14 protein-coding genes and 1 pseudogene are annotated in these 18415 nt (G+C 74.1%); 12 read left to right on the top strand and 3 right to left on the bottom strand.

Features of this window, described 5'->3' with window-relative positions:
• Positions 1 to 62: 62 nt before the first annotated feature.
• A complete protein-coding gene (locus ACVW07_RS05280; protein WP_456818227.1) occupies positions 63 to 956 on the top strand; it encodes a DNA-3-methyladenine glycosylase family protein in 894 nt (297 codons plus the stop codon).
• Between the two features lie 153 nt (positions 957 to 1109).
• Positions 1110 to 2090 carry a DUF4349 domain-containing protein gene (locus ACVW07_RS05285; protein WP_456818228.1) on the top strand — a complete coding sequence of 327 codons (981 nt, stop codon included), beginning with the start codon at positions 1110 to 1112 and terminating at the stop codon, positions 2088 to 2090.
• Positions 2091 to 2176: 86 nt separating this feature from the next.
• Here the strand turns inward: ACVW07_RS05285 and ACVW07_RS05290 are convergent, their stop codons facing one another.
• Positions 2177 to 4318 (bottom strand): alpha-galactosidase, encoded by a 2142-nt coding sequence (locus ACVW07_RS05290; protein ID WP_456818229.1) that lies wholly within the window; start codon positions 4316 to 4318, stop codon positions 2177 to 2179.
• 88 nt (positions 4319 to 4406) lie between these two features.
• Positions 4407 to 5531 carry an AI-2E family transporter gene (locus ACVW07_RS05295; RefSeq protein ID WP_456818230.1) on the bottom strand — a complete coding sequence of 375 codons (1125 nt, stop codon included), beginning with the start codon at positions 5529 to 5531 and terminating at the stop codon, positions 4407 to 4409.
• A gap of 327 nt (positions 5532 to 5858) precedes the next feature.
• On the opposite strand from ACVW07_RS05295, the gene ACVW07_RS05300 reads away from it, so the two are divergent.
• From ACVW07_RS05300 to ACVW07_RS05310, 3 genes are all read left to right on the top strand, one after another.
• Positions 5859 to 6878, top strand: a complete 1020-nt coding sequence (locus ACVW07_RS05300) for a hypothetical protein (RefSeq protein ID WP_456818231.1) — start codon at positions 5859 to 5861, stop codon at positions 6876 to 6878.
• Between the two features lie 124 nt (positions 6879 to 7002).
• A complete protein-coding gene (locus tag ACVW07_RS05305; RefSeq protein ID WP_456818232.1) occupies positions 7003 to 11205 on the top strand; it encodes a molybdopterin-dependent oxidoreductase in 4203 nt (1400 codons plus the stop codon).
• Positions 11206 to 11251: 46 nt separating this feature from the next.
• Positions 11252 to 12952: an AMP-binding protein gene (locus ACVW07_RS05310; RefSeq protein WP_456818233.1), complete on the top strand. Its 1701-nt coding sequence runs from the start codon at positions 11252 to 11254 to the stop codon at positions 12950 to 12952.
• A 36-nt stretch (positions 12953 to 12988) separates the two neighbouring features.
• Here the strand turns inward: ACVW07_RS05310 and ACVW07_RS05315 are convergent, their stop codons facing one another.
• Positions 12989 to 13447: a GatB/YqeY domain-containing protein gene (locus ACVW07_RS05315; RefSeq protein WP_456818234.1), complete on the bottom strand. Its 459-nt coding sequence runs from the start codon at positions 13445 to 13447 to the stop codon at positions 12989 to 12991.
• Between the two features lie 84 nt (positions 13448 to 13531).
• Here ACVW07_RS05315 and ACVW07_RS05320 point away from each other — a divergent pair, with 84 nt between their 5' ends.
• The 7 genes and pseudogenes from ACVW07_RS05320 to ACVW07_RS05350 all read left to right on the top strand — a co-directional run bounded on the left by ACVW07_RS05320 (position 13532) and on the right by ACVW07_RS05350 (position 18336).
• Positions 13532 to 13900, top strand: a complete 369-nt coding sequence (locus tag ACVW07_RS05320; protein WP_456818235.1) for a nuclear transport factor 2 family protein — start codon at positions 13532 to 13534, stop codon at positions 13898 to 13900.
• A gap of 156 nt (positions 13901 to 14056) precedes the next feature.
• Complete coding sequence (locus ACVW07_RS05325) at positions 14057 to 15052, top strand: ANTAR domain-containing protein (RefSeq protein WP_456818236.1); 996 nt, start codon at positions 14057 to 14059, stop codon at positions 15050 to 15052.
• 12 nt (positions 15053 to 15064) lie between these two features.
• A pseudogene (locus ACVW07_RS05330) lies at positions 15065 to 16090 on the top strand (PP2C family protein-serine/threonine phosphatase); the annotation flags it as partial.
• A 235-nt stretch (positions 16091 to 16325) separates the two neighbouring features.
• On the top strand, positions 16326 to 16994 hold the full coding sequence (locus ACVW07_RS05335) for an ATP-binding protein (RefSeq protein WP_456818237.1): 669 nt from the start codon (positions 16326 to 16328) through the stop codon (positions 16992 to 16994).
• A gap of 144 nt (positions 16995 to 17138) precedes the next feature.
• Positions 17139 to 17408, top strand: coding sequence for a DUF7218 family protein (locus tag ACVW07_RS05340; RefSeq protein ID WP_456818238.1), 270 nt, complete (start codon positions 17139 to 17141; stop codon positions 17406 to 17408).
• Positions 17409 to 17446: 38 nt separating this feature from the next.
• A complete protein-coding gene (locus tag ACVW07_RS05345) occupies positions 17447 to 17791 on the top strand; it encodes a hypothetical protein (RefSeq protein WP_456818239.1) in 345 nt (114 codons plus the stop codon).
• A gap of 77 nt (positions 17792 to 17868) precedes the next feature.
• Positions 17869 to 18336: a nitroreductase/quinone reductase family protein gene (locus ACVW07_RS05350; RefSeq protein WP_456818240.1), complete on the top strand. Its 468-nt coding sequence runs from the start codon at positions 17869 to 17871 to the stop codon at positions 18334 to 18336.
• Positions 18337 to 18415: the final 79 nt, after the last annotated feature.

The following is an 18415-nucleotide window of genomic DNA, read 5'->3' on the forward strand; positions in this document are numbered from 1 at the left end:
CACCTCAGACGGGCGTCCAGTTGCACGACCTTTGTCAGGAGAGCCGTCTAGCCTGCATGTTCGTGACCGAGCCCGACCCCGACGTGACCGACGAGACACCGATGTCCGCTCCGCCGGGTCCCGCGGGCGGCTGGCATGCGCTGCGGCAGCCGCTCGACCCGGCCCCGCTGCTCGCCTCGCTCGTGGCCCACGCGGTGCCCGGGGTGGAGACGGTGCAGGACGGCACCGTGCGACGGCTCGTCGCCGTCCGCGGTCGGGCCGTCGCCGTCGAGGCCCGCCTCGCGCCCGACCTCGTCGAGCTCCGCGGCGCACCCGACGCCGACCTCGACGGCATCGCGGCACGGTGGTTCGGCCTCGACGACGACCTCGGCGCCGTCCTCGACACCCTCGGTCCCGACCCCCTCGTCGGACCGCTCGTCCGTCGCCGTCCCCGGCTGCGGATCCTCGGTCACCTCGACGGGTTCGAGGCGGCGGTCGCGACGGTGCTCGGCCAGCAGGTCTCGCTCGCCGCCGCCCGCACCTTCGGCGGCCGTCTCGCCGCCGCGTACGGCACGCCCGGCCCGGGCGGTCTCCTCGCGCACCCGTCCCCGGAGCGGCTCGCCGCCGTCGACCCCGTCGAGCTGCAGGCGGTGGTCCGGATCACGCACGCCCGTGCGCGGACGCTGCACGCCCTCGCCGAGGCGTGCGCGGGAGGCCTCGTGCTCGCACCCGGCGCGGACGCACAGCACGTCCGGTCCGCGCTCGTCACCCTGCCGGGCATCGGTCCGTGGACGGCCGACTACCTCGCGCTGCGGGTGCTCGCGGACCGCGACGCGCTGCCGGTCGGCGACCTCGTGCTGCGGCGGGCTCTCGACCTGCCGACGCAGCGGGACCTCGCGCAGGCCGCCGAGGCATGGCAGCCGTACCGCGCGTTCGCCGCCATGCACCTGTGGACGTCGCGGGCGTACGCACCCTGACCTGCGCCGCTGTCCCGAGGGGCCGTGTCCCTGCACGTCGCCCGGCCGCTGTCCGGTGACGGACAGGTCACGGTTGGGGCACATCCGGCCGCCGGCATCACGATTGCGCGACGTCGGCCCCGCGACGGGCGCGCCGCCCCTAGCGTCCCCGCCATGACCTCGACGACGAGAACCCACCGCCCCCGCCGCAGCGCGGCACTCGCTGCAGCGGGCCTGATTGCCGCGACCCTCACCCTGGGCGCGTGCAGCGCCGGTGACGACAGCGGGTCCTCGGACAGCGCGGGCAGCGCCGACATGGCCGCCGACGTCGGCCCGGACGAGGCCGCGAACGTCGGAGCCGACGCCGCCGCGCTCGCGTCGGTGGCGGACGGCCAGGTCCCGGCGGCGGCCCCCGCTCAGCAGGTCGTGCAGACCGGCGAGGTGTCCATGACGGTCGACGACCTGCGCGTCGCCGCCGACGCCGTCGTCGAGCTCGCGGAGAAGGCGGGCGGCCGGGTCGACGACCGCACCGAGCACGGCGCCACCGACGACACCCGGGGCACCGCCTCCCTCAAGATCCGGGTGCCATCGAGCGAGATGACCGCCACGCTCGCAGCGCTGCGGGCACTCGGCACCGTCGAGGCGGTGGACCTGCACTCGCAGGACGTCACCAACGCCGCGAAGGACCTCGACGCACGGATCCACGGGCTCGAGCTGTCCGCGGCCCGCATGCAGGACCTGCTCTCCCGGGCGACCACGAACGAGGCGATCATCTCCGCGGAGAACGCGCTGACCGAGCGCCAGACGAACCTCGAGCAGCTCACGTCCCAGCGCGCCCTGCTCGCCGACCAGGTGCGGCTGTCCACGCTCAGCGTCGCCATCAGCGGCCCGGAGGTCGTTGTTGTGGCGCCGGCGACCGGTCCGCAGTCCTTCCTCGAAGGCCTGGCCGCGGGCTGGACCACGTTCACGTCGACGGTCCGAGTCGCGGCCGTGGTGCTGGGCGTGCTGCTTCCGTGGCTGGCGTTCGGCGGGGCGGTCGCCGCCGGTGCCATGGCGGTCACCCGCTGGCGCCGGGCGCGTTCGGGGTCGACGGCCGCGCGGCCGCCGTTGGTCCCCGTACCGGTGCCGGTCTCCGACGACGACGTCCTCTCCTGACGCCCGTCAGGAGAGCGCGAACGTCCGGCGGTACTCGGACGGGCGGCTCCGCCGTCAGGCGTTGTCCGACGTCCGGCGCTCCGCCTTCACAGCCTCGTCGCCCGCACAAGAACCAGGTGCTCGGGGAAGAGCGTCGGTGCCGCGACACCGATCTCCGCGAGCGTCCGCCCCGTGAGCCGCACCCCGTCAGGAGCCCACCAGCCGGGCGCCGCAGCACCGATCCCGTGCGCCACGTCGCCGGGCGCCTGCGGCCGCACGAGGTACAGGACATCGGGGTCGAGCCCTGGGAGCTGCACCCGTCCGATGGGCAGGGCCTGCGACGTGTCGGAGGCGACGACCGCGAACAGCGCGTCGGACCGGTCCTGCGCGACGACGCCGTGCACCGACAGCGCCGGGTCGACAGGGTCGGCGTGGACCGACGCGCCGGTGTGCAGCAGCTGACGCAGGTCCTTGTACGCGGCGACCCATGCGGCGAGCTCGGCCCGCTGGGCGTCGTCGGCCTCGCGCAGGTCCCACTCGATGCCGAGGTGCCCGAACAGCGCCGTGCCGGCCCGGTATGGCAGCACGTGCCGACGACCGGTGCTGTGCGCGGTGCCGGAGCCGATGTGGGCACCGATCAGCTCGAGCGGGACGAGCAGGTTGGTCCAGCGCTGGATGCGCTGCCGCTCGAAGGCGTCGATGCAGTCGCTCGCCCACACGCGGTCGGTCCGCTGCAGGATCTCGAGGTCCACGCGGCCGCCACCCGACGAGCAGGACTCGATCTCGACGTCCGGGTGCCGCAGCCGGAGCTCGTCGAGCAGCCGGTACAGGGCCACGGTCTGCGCGTGCACACCGGGCGCGCCGACCGCACCGTGGCCGGCGTCCTGCAGGTCGCGGTTGTGGTCCCACTTGAGGTACCCGATCGCGTACTCGTCGAGGAGCGCGTCGAGCCGCTCGAGGATGAAGGCGAACGCCTCGGGCACGGCGAGGTCGAGCACCTGCTGGTGGCGGGCGTCCCGGGGCAGGCGTGAGGGCGTGCGCAGGATCCAGTCCGGGTGCGCGCGAGCCAGGTCGGAGTCGAGGTTGACCATCTCGGGCTCGACCCAGAGGCCGAACTGCAGGCCCAGACCGGTGACGTGGTCGACGAGCGGGTGCAGCCCGTCCGGCCAGACCTCGTCGGACACGTACCAGTCGCCGAGCCCGCGGTGGTCGTCGCGGCGCGAGCCGAACCAGCCGTCGTCGAGCACGTACCGCTCGGCGCCGACCGCGGCGGCCATGTCCGCCAGCTCGGTGAGCCGTCCGAGGTCGTGGTCGAAGTAGACGGCCTCCCAGGTGTTGAGCGTGACCGGCCGCGGCGTGCGGGGGTGCTGGGGACGCGCGCGCATCCAGCGGTGGAACCGGCCGGACAGGTCGTCGAGCCCGTCACCCCAGGAGGCGTACAGCCACGGGCCGGTGTACGTCTCGCCGCGGCCGAGCCGCACCTCGCCCGGCAGCAGCAGCTCGCCGCCGCCGATCAGGCCCGCCTGGTAGTGGCTGCGCTCGGCGAGGGACCGGTGGTTGCCCGACCAGGCCGTGTGCAGCCCCCACACCTCACCGCCCCGGTCGCCGAACCCGGCGACGCCCGCCGCCAGCACGTACGCGGAGTCCGAGCCCGTGCGGCCCCGACGGTTCTCGCGGAGCCGGGTGCCGTGCGTGAAGGCGGTGCGCTGCGGAGCTCGCTCGCGCGCCCACCGGCCCGTGAGGTCGAGCAGCTCGGTGGCCCGCCCGGGCACGGGAAGCATGGGCGTGAGCGCGTCGAGCGTGTACGTGGCCTCGTCGTCGTTCGTCACGCCGGCGCGGAGCCGTACGAGGCCCTGCGGGGTCAGCTCGAGCCGGAGCTCGACGACGAGGCCCGCGTCGGCGGCGACCACGTCGAGCGCGCCGCCGCCCTCCGGGTCGACCTGGACGCTCGACGAGCGGACGACGAACGCGGGGCTGAAGTCGGCCCCGTCCCGCGACCCGACGAGCCCCGGTGTCCCGAGGTGCCCCGCCGCCTGCTCGGGGAGCACCGACACCTCCACCTGCCCGTCGACCGGGAGGCCGACGGTCGCGGTGGCCGTCGCGCGGACCACGTCGAGCAGGACGTCCGGCCCGAGCTCACCGAGGTCGCGCCCCCAGTGCACGACGCGCGGGAGCGTCCCGCCGCGCAGGTCGACGAGCAGGGAGACGCCGTCGGCGCGCAGGTGGACGACCTCGTCGAGCACGGACATGCGGTGCTTCCCCTTCGCAGGCACTGAGATTCACCGCCTGCATGGACGTCCCAGTGCTGCGTCCATCGGTGCCGGCGGCGGCACCAGGTCAGGCCGGCAGCGGATCCTGGTCCGGCTCGGGTCCCCGGGCCGAGGCGCTCAGCTCCGTCGCCGCCGGTGGCGGTCCGTCCGGGGTGGGTACGGCGTCGTCACCCGACAGCCACGCCATCCAGGCGGAGCGGGCTCCGCCCTGCAGGAGCATCGCCCGGGTGAGCAGCGTCAGCGGCACGGCGAGGATCGCACCGAGCGGCCCGATCACGAACGTCCAGAACACCACCGACGCGAAGCTCAGCGTGAGCGTGATGTTGACGGCGTCGGCCACGAACTTCGGCTGCACCAGCACCTGGAGCACCACGTTCACCACGCTGTAGACGGCGATGACGGCGAGCGCCAACGGCCACCCGCCCACCACGAGGGCCATCACGGTCGGCGGGATCACGCCGAGCACGAACCCGATGTTCGGGATGAAGTTGGTGACGAAGGCGAGGATCGCCCACACGGCAGGAGCCGGCACCCCCAGCCACAGCAGCGCGAACCCGTCGATGACGGCGACGATGGCACCGAACGTCGCACTGACCACGAAGTACCGGCGGACACCGATGTTGAGAGTGGTCGCCCGGTCGAGCTCGCTGCGGCGCTCGGAGCCGAACAGGCGGCGGGCACCGTCGTAGCGGGCCGCGTCCACCGACATGAACAGCACGTAGGTGACCACCACGAACAACGTGCTCGCCACCGACGCGACCGCGCCGCTGACCGCCGTCGCCACGCCGAGCAGCGACGAGGGCTTGAGGAAGTCGGCCGTCGCGTCGGAGGCCGCCGAGTCGAAGCCGAGCTCGGCGAGACGGTCGGTCACGGTGTTCGCGGTCGCCTGCAGCTCGGGGAGGTACTCGCGGACCAGGTCGGCGAACCGGACACCCGCGAACACGAGCATGGCGACCAGCACGAGCAGGATCAGATACGCCAGGACGATGACCGTCGTCGTGGCCAGCCAGCGGGGCCAGCCGCGGCGCTCCAGAGGGTGCCGGACGGGGTGCACGATCACGACCAGCACGGCGGCCAGGACGAGGGGCGCGAGGATGTCCTGCGCGGCATGGACGCCGGCGAGCGCCAGCACGAAGGCCGCGATCGTGAGCAGCGTGCGGGTGGAGGGGGCGAGCCCTTGCGGGGAAGCCATCGATGCGCTCCTTCGACGGGCCGGTCTCGTGGCGGTCACCCGCGGCGCGGTGCCGTCCCGAGGTCCGGCGTCGACGAAGCCGGGTGCCCGCAACATACAAGACGGCGGACGACGAACCGGTCAGCTGAGCCCACGCGTCCGCCATGACGGGCGGGAGGAGCCCGTCGGCCGCGCGTGCCCGGGTCCACGGCACTGCGCCGTTTCGTGGTGGTCCGTCCGGGCGGGGACGCTGACGCCACCCCGACGTCACCCGGACGGCCGAACGCATGCGGCGCCACACGCCCCTACGGTCGAGTCCGGAGTGCCGGGACGATCCGAGGAGCGGGCGTGAGCGCAGCGGGCAAGGACCCGCGCCACCGGGCGGCAGAGCGGTTCGCCGAGCGGCACGCTCGCACGGTCCTGGCCCGGACGGACGTCCGGGTGTCGCCGACCGACGGCCCGGGCGGCGTCGACCTGACCGGGCCGGACTTCGCCGCACGGGTCGACCACGAGCACCGCCCCGTCGAGCGCACCGACGTCGAGCAGCTGCACGCCGCGGCGGGCACCCGCGCGGCCGCCTTCTACTCTCGCTCGGGCTACACCCGGGCCGCGCAGCTGTGGGCCGACGAGCACCGGGTCTCGCTGTTCGGGTACACCGACGACGGGTTCGCGGCGCCGTTCAACCAGACTGCCCGGGAGCTCGTGCTGCGCGGGCAGAACGAGAGCGAGCACCGGGTCCGCTCGGCCGCCGAGCGCGTCGCCCGGAACGCGACGGCCGCGCGCCTGGAGGCCGAGCGGTTCGAGCGCGAGGCCCACGCGGCGGTCCTTCGCGCGGAGGAGGAGGACCGGGAGGCCGCGCAGCAGCGGGAGATCGAGCGGGTGCGCGACGAGACCCTGCTCGGCCGCACGCTCGCGCTGCTCCTGGAGATGCGTCGCGACCCGGCCACCCTCGGCACCACCGTGCACCGGCTGACCGGGACCACGGCGATCTCCACGCTCGCCGACAGCGCGCACCGGCTGACGGCGGCCGAGCGCCCACCGGCGCTCGCGCTGGTCAGGTCCCTGTTCGACGAGGCGGCGGCGGTGCTCGAGGTGCTCACGCCGCCCGAGGGTCACGACTCACCCGGCTACCGCGCGGCCCGCAGCACCGTGCGCCGCGGGATGGATGCGGTGGACGCCGCGTCGGGCCGTCATGGCTCCGGGCACATCTCGCCCGACGACGTCGCCGGGCACCTGCGGATCGCGGAGCGCCGGTGGCGCATGGTGGTCGACGAGCTCGTCCGGCTCCAGCCGTGGGCAGCCCGTCTGTCGACGGTTCCCGACCCTCGTCATGCACAGCAGCTCGTGCAGCCGTCACCGGACCGGTGACGCCGGCGCACCGCGAGCGCCGGCGTCGAGCGCACATCCCGGCAGCCGCCGTTGTGAAGCCCTTGTGCCTCGCGCGACACAACGCCGTCACGGTGCGGCAACCCCGACCTGGCTTCATGGGGCCATGGACTCCTCCACCGCGCCCGAGACCGTGCGGTCGTCGTGCTCGTACTGCGGTGTGGGCTGCGGCATGGTCCTGCAGATCGGACGCGACCCGTCGTCGGGCAGACGCACGGTGCTCAAGGCCGCGGGCGACAAGGAGCACCCGACGAACTTCGGGCGGCTGTGCACCAAGGGCGCCACGAGCGCGGCGATGCTGTCGGCCGGTGGCCGGCTCGAGACCGCGTTCGTCCGGCCCCGACGCGACGCGCCGGCGGAACCGGCCCCCGTCGCGGAGGCGATCCTGGAGGCGGCCGCCCGGTTGCGGGCGATCCTCGACGAGTTCGGGCCGGACGCCGTCGCCCTGTACGTCTCGGGGCAGATGTCGCTGGAGGCCCAGTACCTCGCGAACAAGCTCGCCAAGGGGTTCGTCGGCACGAACCAGATCGAGTCGAACTCCCGGTTGTGCATGGCCAGCGCCGGGACGGGGTACAAGCAGTCCCTCGGCTCGGACGGACCGCCCGGCTCGTACCAGGACTTCGACCACGCCGACCTGTTCTTCGTCATCGGCGCGAACATGGCCGACTGCCACCCGATCCTCTACCTGCGCATGCTCGACCGGGTCAAGGCCGGCGCCAAGCTCGTCGTCGTCGACCCGCGCCGCACGGCGACCGCCGAGCGGGCGGACCTGTTCCTGCAGGTGAAGCCGGGCACGGACCTGGCGCTGCTCAACGGCCTGCTGCACCTGCTCGTCGAGGCCGGCCACACGGACCCGGAGTTCATCGAGCGGTTCACGGACGGCTGGGACGCGATGGCGGACCACCTGGCGGACTACCCGCCGGACCGCGTCGCGGAGATCACCGGCATCCCCGAGGCGGACCTGCGCCAGGCCGCCCGGTGGATCGGCGAGGCCGAGCGCTGGATGACCTGCTGGACGATGGGTCTCAACCAGAGCACCCACGGCACGTGGAGCACCAACGCGATCTGCAACCTGCACCTCGCGACGGGCGCGATCTGCAGGCCCGGCAGCGGACCCTTCTCGCTCACCGGGCAGCCGAACGCGATGGGTGGCCGCGAGATGGGCTACATGGGTCCGGGCCTGCCGGGCCAGCGGTCCGTGGTCGACCCGGAGGACCGTGCGTTCGTCGAGGAGGCGTGGGGCCTGCCCGACGGCACGCTGCGCACGGACGTCGGCACCGGGACCGTGGACCTGTACCGGCAGATGGCCGACGGCACCATCAAGGCCTGCTGGGTGATCTGCACCAATCCCGTCGCGTCCGTCGCGAACCGCAGCACCGTGATCCAGGGGCTCGAGGCGTGCGAGCTGGTCATCGTGCAGGACGTGTTCCTCGACACCGAGACGAACGCGTACGCGGACATCCTGCTGCCGGGCACCCTGTGGGCGGAGTCGACGTACGTCACCGTCAGCTCGGACCGGAACCTCACGCTCAACCAGCAGGCCGCCGACCCCGTCGGCGAGGCCATGCCGGACTGGCGGATCATCGCCGAGGTGGCGTGCGCGATGGGCTTCGCCGACGCGTTCACGTACGCGGACGCCGAGGAGGTGTTCGACGAGCTGCGCCAGTTCTGGAACCCGCGCACCGGCTACGACCTGCGCGGCGTGACGTACGACCGCCTGCGCGAGACCCCCGTGCAGTGGCCCGCTCCCCCGGGCCGTGCCGACCACCGGGCGCCCGTCAGGTACCTCAACGACGGCGTGAGCCAGCGGCTGCTCGTCGCACCGGACGGCACCACCCCCGAGCTGGCGTTCGCGACGCCGTCGGGCCGCGCACAGTTCTTCCCCCGCCCGCACATGGACGCCGCCGAGCTGCCCGACGACGCGTACCCGTTCGTGCTCAACACGGGCCGCCTGCAGCACCAGTGGCACACCATGACGAAGACGGGCAAGGTGCCGGCCCTCACCAGGCTCAACCCGGGACCGTTCGTCGAGATCCACCCGGACGACGCGCAGCGGCTGTCGATCACCGAGGGCGACCACGTGGAGATCGCCTCCCGCCGGGGGCGTGCCGTGCTGCCCGCCGTGGTGAGCGACCGCGTCCGGCCGGGCGGTTGCTTCGCGCCGATCCACTGGAACGACTCCTTCGGCGAGTACCTCGCGATCAACGCGGTGACCAACGACGCCGTCGACCCGGTCTCGTTCCAGCCGGAGCTCAAGGTGTGCGCCGTGACGCTGACGAGGGTGGAGGCGCCGGTGCCCGTCGCGGCACTGCCCGTCGCGTCGACGGACGGCCTGCTCCCGGGGCTCGACGCAGGGCCGGAGGCAGACGCCGGCGACGCCCCTGCGGCCACCGACCCGGTCGGCAGTGCCCTGGGGCTCGGTCCGGCCACCGCCCCGGACCTGTCCCGCGAGCAGGCGGAGTACGTCCGCGGGCTGCTGTGGTCGATGCGCCAGGAGGGGCAGACGGGCGTTCCGGTGCTCCCGGACGCCGCGCCCTTCGACCCGCTGACCCGCGCCTGGGTGGACGGGATGCTCGCCGGGCTGTTCTCCCGTGCGGGCGGCGTGTCGGCCTTCCCGACGCCGGCCGGCGCTCCGGCGCGCGCTCCGGCGGGCGCTCCGGCGGGCGCTCCGGCCGGACGCGGGGCGCCGACGGCCGACTCGGTCCTGGTGCTGTGGGCGTCCCAGACCGGCAACGCCGAGGAGCACGCCCAACGGTTCGCGGCCGAGCTCCGGGCCGCCGGCCTGTCCGTGGCGCTGGTCAGCATGGACCGGTTCGACGTGGCGGACCTCGGCTCGGACGGGACAGGCGGGCGCACCGTGCTCCTCGTCACGAGCACGTTCGGCGACGGTGACGCCCCTGACAACGGCACACGGTTCTGGAACGCCCTGTCGTCGGAGGCGGTCGGCACCCTGTCCGGGACGCGCTACGCGGTGCTGGCGTTCGGCGACTCGTCGTACGACGACTTCTGCGGGCACGGCCGCCGTCTGGACGCACGCCTCGCCGAGCTGGGCGCCACCCGCCTCACGGACCGCGTGAACGTCGAGCCGGGCGACCAGGAGCCCGCCGACACGTGGCTCACGACGGTCCGCGGGCTGCTCGCCGGCAGCTCCGCACCCACGGTCGCCGCCCCCGCGGCTCGGCCACGGAACCGCTGGACGCGCTCGTCACCCCTGGCCACGCGCCTGGTCCGCAACGTGCGGCTGAGCTCGGACGGCTCGACGAAGGACGTCCGCAGCTTCGCGTTCGCGCTCGAGGACGACGAGTTCGCCTACGAGGCGGGCGACGCTCTGGGGGTGTGGCCGACGAACAGCCCGGAGGCCGTCGAGGAGTGGCTGCACGTCACCGGGCTGGACGGCGACACGGAGGTGACGCTCGACGGGCTGCCCCCGATGGCGCTCGCCGACGCCGCCCGCCACCACCTGGAGATCCTGCGCATCACGCCGGACCTCCTGCGGTTCGTGCAGGACCGGGCCAAGCACCAGGAGCTCGGGCGGCTGCTGCGGCAGGACAACACGACGAGCCTGCAGAGCTACCTCTGGGGCCGCCAGTCGGTGGACGTGCTGGCCGAGCACCGGGTACGGGCGGACGTCGAGGAGTGGCTGGGCGTCACCAAGCGGCTGCAGCCACGGCTGTACTCGATCTCGTCGAGCCCGCGGCACCACGAGCGCGAGGTGCACCTGACGGTGTCCGCGGTGCGGTTCGAGCACCAGGGCCGCCGGCGGCACGGGGTGTGCTCGACGTTCCTCGCGGACCGCGGCGACGATGCGCAGGTCCCGGTGTTCGTGCAGCGTTCGCCGCACTTCCGGCCGCCGGCGGACCCCGGGACACCCATGATCATGGTCGGCCCGGGCACGGGCGTGGCGCCGTTCCGGGCGTTCCTGCAGGAGCGCCGGGCGCTCGGGCACCAGGGCCGCAACTGGCTGTTCTTCGGCGAGCGACACTCGGAGACGGACTTCTACTACCGCGACGAGCTGCGGCAGATGCAGGACGACGGGCTGCTGTCCCGGCTGAGCCTCGCGTTCTCCCGCGAGCAGCGGCACAAGGTGTACGTGCAGGACCTGATGCGTCAGCAGGGCGGTGCGCTGTGGTCGTGGCTCCAGGACGGCGCGCACTTCTACGTGTGCGGCGACGCGAGCCGGATGGCGAAGGACGTGCACGCCACGCTGCACGAGGTGGCGCAGACCTGGGGGCACCTGTCGGCCGACGAGGCGTCGGCCTACGTCGAGCAGCTGGTGGCCGAGAAGCGGTACGTCCGGGACGTCTACTGAAAGTTACGCACTGGTAACTTACGGCACCGTAGGTTAGGCTCGGACGATGGCCGACAACGACCGTCGCTGGTACGCCTCCTACGCCCCCGGCGTACCGCACGAGGTGGTCGTGCCCGACGAGCCGCTCGGCGCCGCCCTCGACCGGGCCGCGCGCGACTGGCCGGACCGCGTCGCCGTCGACCTCCTCGGCGCCACCACCACCTACGCCGAGCTCGCCGACCTGGTGTCCCGGGGTGCCCAGGTGCTGCACGACCTGGGCGTCCGCCACGGCGACCGTGTCGCCGTGGTCCAGCCCAACAGCACCGCCCACGTCGTCGCGTTCTTCGCCGCCCTCCGCCTCGGCGCCGTCGTCGTCGAGCACAACCCGACCTACTCCGCCAGCGAGCTCCACCACCAGCTTGCCGACTCGGGCGCCACCGTCGCCCTCGTCTGGCAGAAGGCCGTCGCCGCGGTCCTCCAGGCGCGGCCCGGGACCGCGCTGCGCACGGTGGTGGCGGTCGACCTCGCAGCCGACCTGCCCCGCCGCAGCCGCTGGGCACTGCGGCTGCCCGTCCCCGCCGCCCGTGCCGCCCTGGCCGCCGTGCGCGGCGACGTGCCTGCCGCCACCCCGTCCTGGCACCGGCTCGTGGCCGCAGCAGCCCCGCTGCCGGCGTCCCACCCCGCACCGACCGGCGACGACCTCGCGCTCATCCAGTACACCGGCGGCACCACCGGCACCCCGAAGGGCGCCTCGCTGCGACACCGGAACCTCGTCGCGAACGCGGTCCAGGGCCAGGCGTGGACGGCGGCCGTCCCGGGCACCGAGACGGTCTACGCCATGCTCCCGTTCTTCCACGCGTTCGGACTGACCCTCGGGCTCGCCTACACGGTGCGGATCGCCGCGACGATCGTCGCGTTCCCCAAGTTCGACCCCACGGCGGTGCTCGCCGCCCAGCGCCGCCGGCCCGGGACCTTCCTCCCCGCCGTCCCGCCGATGCTCGACCGGATCGCCGCGTCCGCCGAGGCGGACCCGAAGGTCGACCTGACCTCGTTCCGGTACGCGATCAGCGGAGGCATGGCCCTGCCGGCCGAGACCGCCGCCCGCTGGGAACGGGTCACCGGTGGCCTCGTCGTCGAGGGCTACGGCATGACGGAGACGGCTCCGGTGGTCCTCGGGAGCCCCCTGTCCGCCGCCCGGCGGCCGGGGGCGCTCGGTCTGCCCTTCCCCAGCACCGACATCCGCGTCGTGGATCCTCAGGACCCCTCCCGGGACGTCGGCGAGGGTGAGCAGGGCGAGCTCCTGGTGCGCGGGCCGCAGGTGTTCGCCGGGTACTGGCAGCGCCCCGAGGAGACCGCCGAGCAGCTCCTGCCGGACGGCTGGCTGCGCACCGGGGACGTGGTGCGGCTCGACGACGACGGGTTCGTGGTCCTCGTCGACCGCATCAAGGAGGTCATCATCACCGGCGGGTTCAACGTCTACCCGTCGCAGGTCGAGGACCAGCTGCGTGCGATGCCGGGGGTGCGGGACGTCGCCGTGGTCGGCGTCCCGGGCGGTGACCTCGGCGAGACGGTCGTCGCCGCGGTGGTGCTCGACGACGCCGCCGTCCCCGTGGATCTCGACGCCGTGCGGGCGTGGTGCGCCCAGCGCGTCGCGCAGTACGCCGTGCCGCGGGGGCTGGTCCTCGTGCACGAGCTGCCACGGTCGATCCTCGGCAAGGTGCTGCGCCGGGTCGTCCGCGAGGACGTGCTGGCCGCCGCGACGCCGTGACCCGCCCGTCACCCTGCGGTGAGGACGTCGCCCGGTTCAGCCCACGAGCGCGTCGCGCACGAGCGTCGAGAGCTTCTTGCCGTCGGCCGCACCCGCGGCGCGGGCCGCGGCCTCCTTCATGACACGGCCCATGTCCTTCTGCGAGACCGCCCCGAGGTCGGCGACCACCGCTCGCACCAGGGCGTCGAGCTCGTCGTCCGACAGCCGGGCGGGCAGGTACGTCTCGAGCAGGTCGGCCTCCGCGGTCTCGGTCGCCGCCCGCCCGGTGGCGTTCGCTGCCGCGTAGATCTCGGCGCTCTCCCGGCGCTTCTTCACCTCGCGGGTCAGCACCCGGAGCACGTCGTCCTCGGTGAGGTCCTTCTCGACAGGTCCGGCCTTGGCCTCGGCACGGACCGCACCGATCGCCTGCCGCAGGATGCCGACCCGCTCGGTGTCCCGGGCCTTCATGGCGGTGGTCAGGTCGGCGGTCAGCTGGTCGAGGGTCGTGGCGCTCATGGGGCCATCCTGCCCTCCTCGAGCCCTCCCGCCCGAGCGAGTATCCGCGGTGTGGCGCCGGGCGAGCTCCGCCATGATGCCGACATGACGATGCCCGACCCCACCGCGTTCGCCGCCTCCTGGGTGGCCGCCTGGAACGCCCATGACGTCGAGGCCGTCCTGGCCCACTTCCACGACGACGTGGTGTTCTCCTCGCCGTACGCGGCCCGTCTGATGCCGGAGACCGGCGGGGTGGTGCGGGGCAAGGACGCGCTGCGCCGCTACTGGTCGGAGGGTCTGCGCCGGAGCCCGGACCTGCAGTTCGCCGTCGAGCGCGTGCTCACCGGCGTGGACGTGCTGGTGATCTCGTACCGCAACCACCGCGGCGACCTCGTGGACGAGGTGCTGGTGCTCGCCGACGGGCTCGTCGCCGAGGGCCACGCCACGTACCAGGCGGCCGACGACCCGGCCTGATCCGGGAGACCGGGCACGATCCACGCGCGCCGCGGGACCACCGGGGACTACGGTCGAAGGTGCGACCGTCCGGCGGCGGGTTCAGGAACGAGCCCGGACGCGGCACGGGCGGGGTGAGGGTCGGAGGACGCCATGACGAGTGGCGGATCCACGGCGGTGGGTCGCTTTGCGATCAACCCGGTGGACGGACGGTGCCAGTGGTCGGACGGGATGTTCGAGATCCACGGGATGGCGCCGGGCGAGGTCGTGCCCACGCTCGACCTGATGCTCCGGCACGTCGAGGCCGCCGACCGTGACCGCGTGCTCGACCAGATCGCGCAGGGGGCACGTGACGGCACCCCGTTCGGGTGCCAGTACCGGCTCCTCGACCTGTCCGGTGCGGCGCGGACCGTGACCCTCACCGGCTCGGGAGAGGCAGGCATCGACGGCGAGCGGGTGGTCAGCGGCTTCCTCGTCGACACCACCGCGGCGCAGCAGCGGGCCACGGCGAGCCGGGTGAACACCGAGCTCGCGCTGGCGCTCGAGTCGCACGCGGTGATCGACCAGGCCAAGGGCGTGCTCATGCTCGGCTACGGGATCGACGGGGAGGCGGCTTTCGAGCTGCTGCGCTGGGGATCGCAGCAGCGCAACCTCAAGCTCGTCACCCTGGCCCGGCGGCTCGTCGCGGCGGTGCGGTCGAGCGGCGGGCTCAGCTCCGGGAGTCGTCGGCGCCTCGACGACGTGTTCTTCGCCAGCCTCACCGAGGACCCGAGCGACCAGCAGGTCGACCGCCAGCCGCCCGCGCTCCAGGTGACCTTCACGACGGTCGACGGTGTCCCCGCCGCCATCGTCGAGGGCCCGGTCGACCTGGCCACCGCCGGCGAGCTGAGCGCCGCGCTCACCCAGCTCCTGGTCCGTGCGCGGCGCCCCGGGAGCGTCGTGATGGACCTGCGTGGCGTCTCGCACCTCGGTTCGGTCGGTGTCTCGGTGCTCACCACCGCTCACCGACGAGCGGCGGACGGCGGCGTCCGGCTCCGCCTGGTGCTGTCGGAGAGCGCCGACCTGGGCCTGGCAGGGGCGCAGGGCCTCGACCTGGAGCTCGTCCCGACAACCCGCTCGACCCCTGCCGAGAGCGCGCGCCTGTCCGAACCTCCGCGCCAGCGGCACGGATGAGGGGGCACGACGATGGCCGCCGACGAGCCGTCCGGCACGGTGCACCACGCCGAGTGGGTCCCTGAGATCTTCGAGAGCTCGTCGTGCTTCCACTACGCGTTCCGCGGGGACGACCTGCGCATCGTCGCGGCCAACCGGGCGGGACGCGAGCTCATGCTGCACCGGCCGATCCTGGGGCTGCGGGCGGACGACGTCACGGACACCGGCCTGGACGGCGTGCGCGCGATCCTGCGCTCGGTGCAGCGCACCGGAGAGTCGGTGCACACCTCCGCGCTGCGGGTCGGCATCGACTCCGACGACGGCGCCACGGAACGCTGGCTGGACGTCACCGTCTCGCCCTGGCGGGATCCGGAGGGTCGTCAGGTCGGCGTCCTGAGCTCGGGCTTCGACGTCACGGAGCACGTGCTCGCGGCGGCCCTCGCCGCCGAGGGCGAGGCGGAGGCGCACGAGCGCTACGCCCGCGCCCGGGAGGTCGTGGTCCGCCTGCAGGGCGCTCTGCTGCCCACGACGGTGCCCCTGCTCCCCCGGGTCGACGTCGCCGCGGCCTACCTCGTCGCGGGCGTCGAGCAGGCCGCCGGTGGCGACTGGTTCGACTCCGCCACGCTGTGCGACGGTCGGCTCGCGCTCACGGTCGGCGACGTCGTCGGGCACGGTGTCGAGGCCTCGGCCGTCATGGCGCAGCTCCGTGCCGTGCTCGCGGCACGCCTGTTCGAGGGCGCGGACGTGGTCACCGCGATCGGCGCGGTCGAGGCCTACGCGGAACGCGTGTCCGGGGCGTTCGCCGCCACCGTGTGCGTCGCCCTCCTCGACCCGTTGACGGGCGAGCTCGAGTACGTCACGCGCGGGCACCCCGCCCCCCTCGTCGTCAACCGGACGTCCGCCCGTCTCCTGGCGCCCACGGGCGACGGGCCGCTCGGGGCCCGGGCCGTCAGCCGGCCCGGGCGGGACCGGCTGGCGGACGACGAGGCGGTCCTGCTCTTCACCGACGGGCTCGTGGAGAAGCGCCACCGTCCGGTCCTGAAAGGCGTCGACGCGCTGGAGCGGTCGGCCGTCGCCGCCTTCCGCAGCGCCGCCTCCCATGACGGTGGACCGGAGTCCCCGGCGGTCCTGATGTCGCAGCGGATCCCCCGGCGACCTCGTGGAGAGCGGGTTCACCGACGACGTCACGCTGCTCGTCGCCGTCCGCCGCGCCCCGCCGGCGCCGCTGCACCTGACCGTGCCGGCCGAGGCGACCCGGCTGGCGCAGCTCCGCCGCGCCGTCGACGAGTGGTGCGTGCGGGTCGGGGTCGGCACGCTCGACCGGAACCGCCTCGTGCTCGGGGTCAGCGAGGCGGCCGCGAACGCCGTCGAGCACGCCTACCGGCACCGGGACCCGGCGCAGCCGGCCGGGCCGGTGATGCTCGACGCGCGGATCGACGACGACGCGATGATCAGGGTGGTGGTGAGGGACCACGGGCAGTGGCGCGAGCCCGAGCCGCGCCCCGGTGAGCGCGGGCGGGGGTTCAGCATGATCGCCACGGCCGGCCTGCAGCTCGCCGTGGATCCCGGCCCGGCGGGGACCGCGGTCACGCTCGAGTGCCCGGCCCGCCGGCCCGCTCCCGTCGACGAGGCGACGCCCGTGCAGGACGCCTCCGTGGCCCGCTCCGACCCGGTCACCCTCGCGCTCGACACGGAACGGGGCCGGCTCCGGGTCGCCGGCGCCGTCGACCACCTCGGCGCGGCGACCCGGCTCGACGCGGAGGTGCGCCGGTTGGCCCGCAACGGGCTCGTGCCGGTCGAGGTCGACCTCGGCGGCGTCGCGTACCTCGGCAGCGCGGGGGTCCGGGTCCTGGAGCAGCTCGTCGACGAGTTCGAGGGGCTGGCGATCGTCGCGCCGCCCGGGTCGCCGGCCGCCCAGACGCTCGCCCTGGCCGGGACACCCCACGTGCGGGAAGGAAGCTGACGCGGCGACCTGCGGTACGAGGTACCGGCGGTGCCGTCGCCGGTGACCAGTGGGGCACGGATGCGCGACGTCGACGTCCGACGCAGCATGGACACCGGAAGGCGAAGCAGGCGCCCGCCGACGAGCGACCCGCAGGAGGCCGACATGCCTGGACGAAGCCCCGGACCGAGCGTCAAGGACAAGAAGCTCTACGAGGAGCTCCGCGACGAGGGCAACAGCAAGGAGAAGTCCGCCCGGATCGCCAACGCGAGCGCCGCCCGCGGCCGCAGGAACGTCGCCGCCAAGGGCGGACGCTCCGGCTCGTACGACGACTGGAGCGTCGCCGACCTGCGCAAGCGTGCCTCCGAGATCGGGATCCCCGGCCGCTCGTCCATGAAGAAGCACGAGCTCGTCGAGGCTCTGAGAGGCCACTGAGGTAGCACCGAGCCGTGCCGCGCGACTACCGTCCCGCCATGGACGCCGTTCACCTCGGACGCACCCGGGAGGTGCCGGTCGGAGGCGGGCACGTCTGCGTCCGGGTGCTCGGCTTCAGCGAGACCACCCTGCCCGACGACGCCCCACGGCACGCCGTCCGGTTCCCGGTCGTCCTCGCCCGGGTCGACCGCGGCCTGGTGCGGGTGTCGAAGGGGGCCGTGGTCCTCGGCTACCTGTCGCCCGCGTGGTCGAGGACCGTCGACTTCGAGCTGTGGGAGTGCGAGCAGGTCGGCGCCGCGGCGGTCGCCCGTGCGGTCCTGTCCGGGCCCGCCGGGCAGCGGGACCTGCACGTGATGCTCTCGTGGCGGCGCCCTCGTCGGTGACGACCGGTTCTTCGGGAGGATGTGCCCCGCGGGTCGCCGGGTGTCTGATCGGCACGACGACGACCCCAGGAGGACCGATGAGCTTCGACACCCGCAACGGCACGCGCGGCGCCCACCCACCGTCGGCCGGCGGTCCCGTCGGCCGCTGGATCACGCGCCTCATGGTGAACCGGACCCGACGCACGGGCGGCAGGCTGATGGGCGGCGACGTCCTGGTCCTCACCACCATCGGTGCGCGCAGCGGAGCCGAGCGCAGCACGCCGGTCCGCGGGTTCGCACGCCCGGACGGCACCTGGGTCGTGGTCGCGTCGGCCTCGGGCGGCGCGCACAACCCCGCCTGGTACTACAACCTGGCCGCCCACCCCGACCGGGTTCGCATCGAGGCAGCCGGCAGGACCATGCCCGTGACCGCCCGGCAGCTGCACGGGCCGGCGCGCGACGAGGCCTGGGCCGCGGTCACGACGGAAGCGGCCCGGTTCGCCGCGTACCAGAAGAAGACCGACCGCGAGCTTCCCGTCATCGAGCTGACACCCCAGGCGTCCTGACCGCCGGGGTGCGTCGGACCCGTCACGGTGCCACGCTCGAGTTGACCGCGCCAGGCTCAGGACGAGGGCTCGCACCGCG

The sequence above is a fragment of the Cellulomonas sp. URHB0016 genome (genome assembly GCF_054057935.1).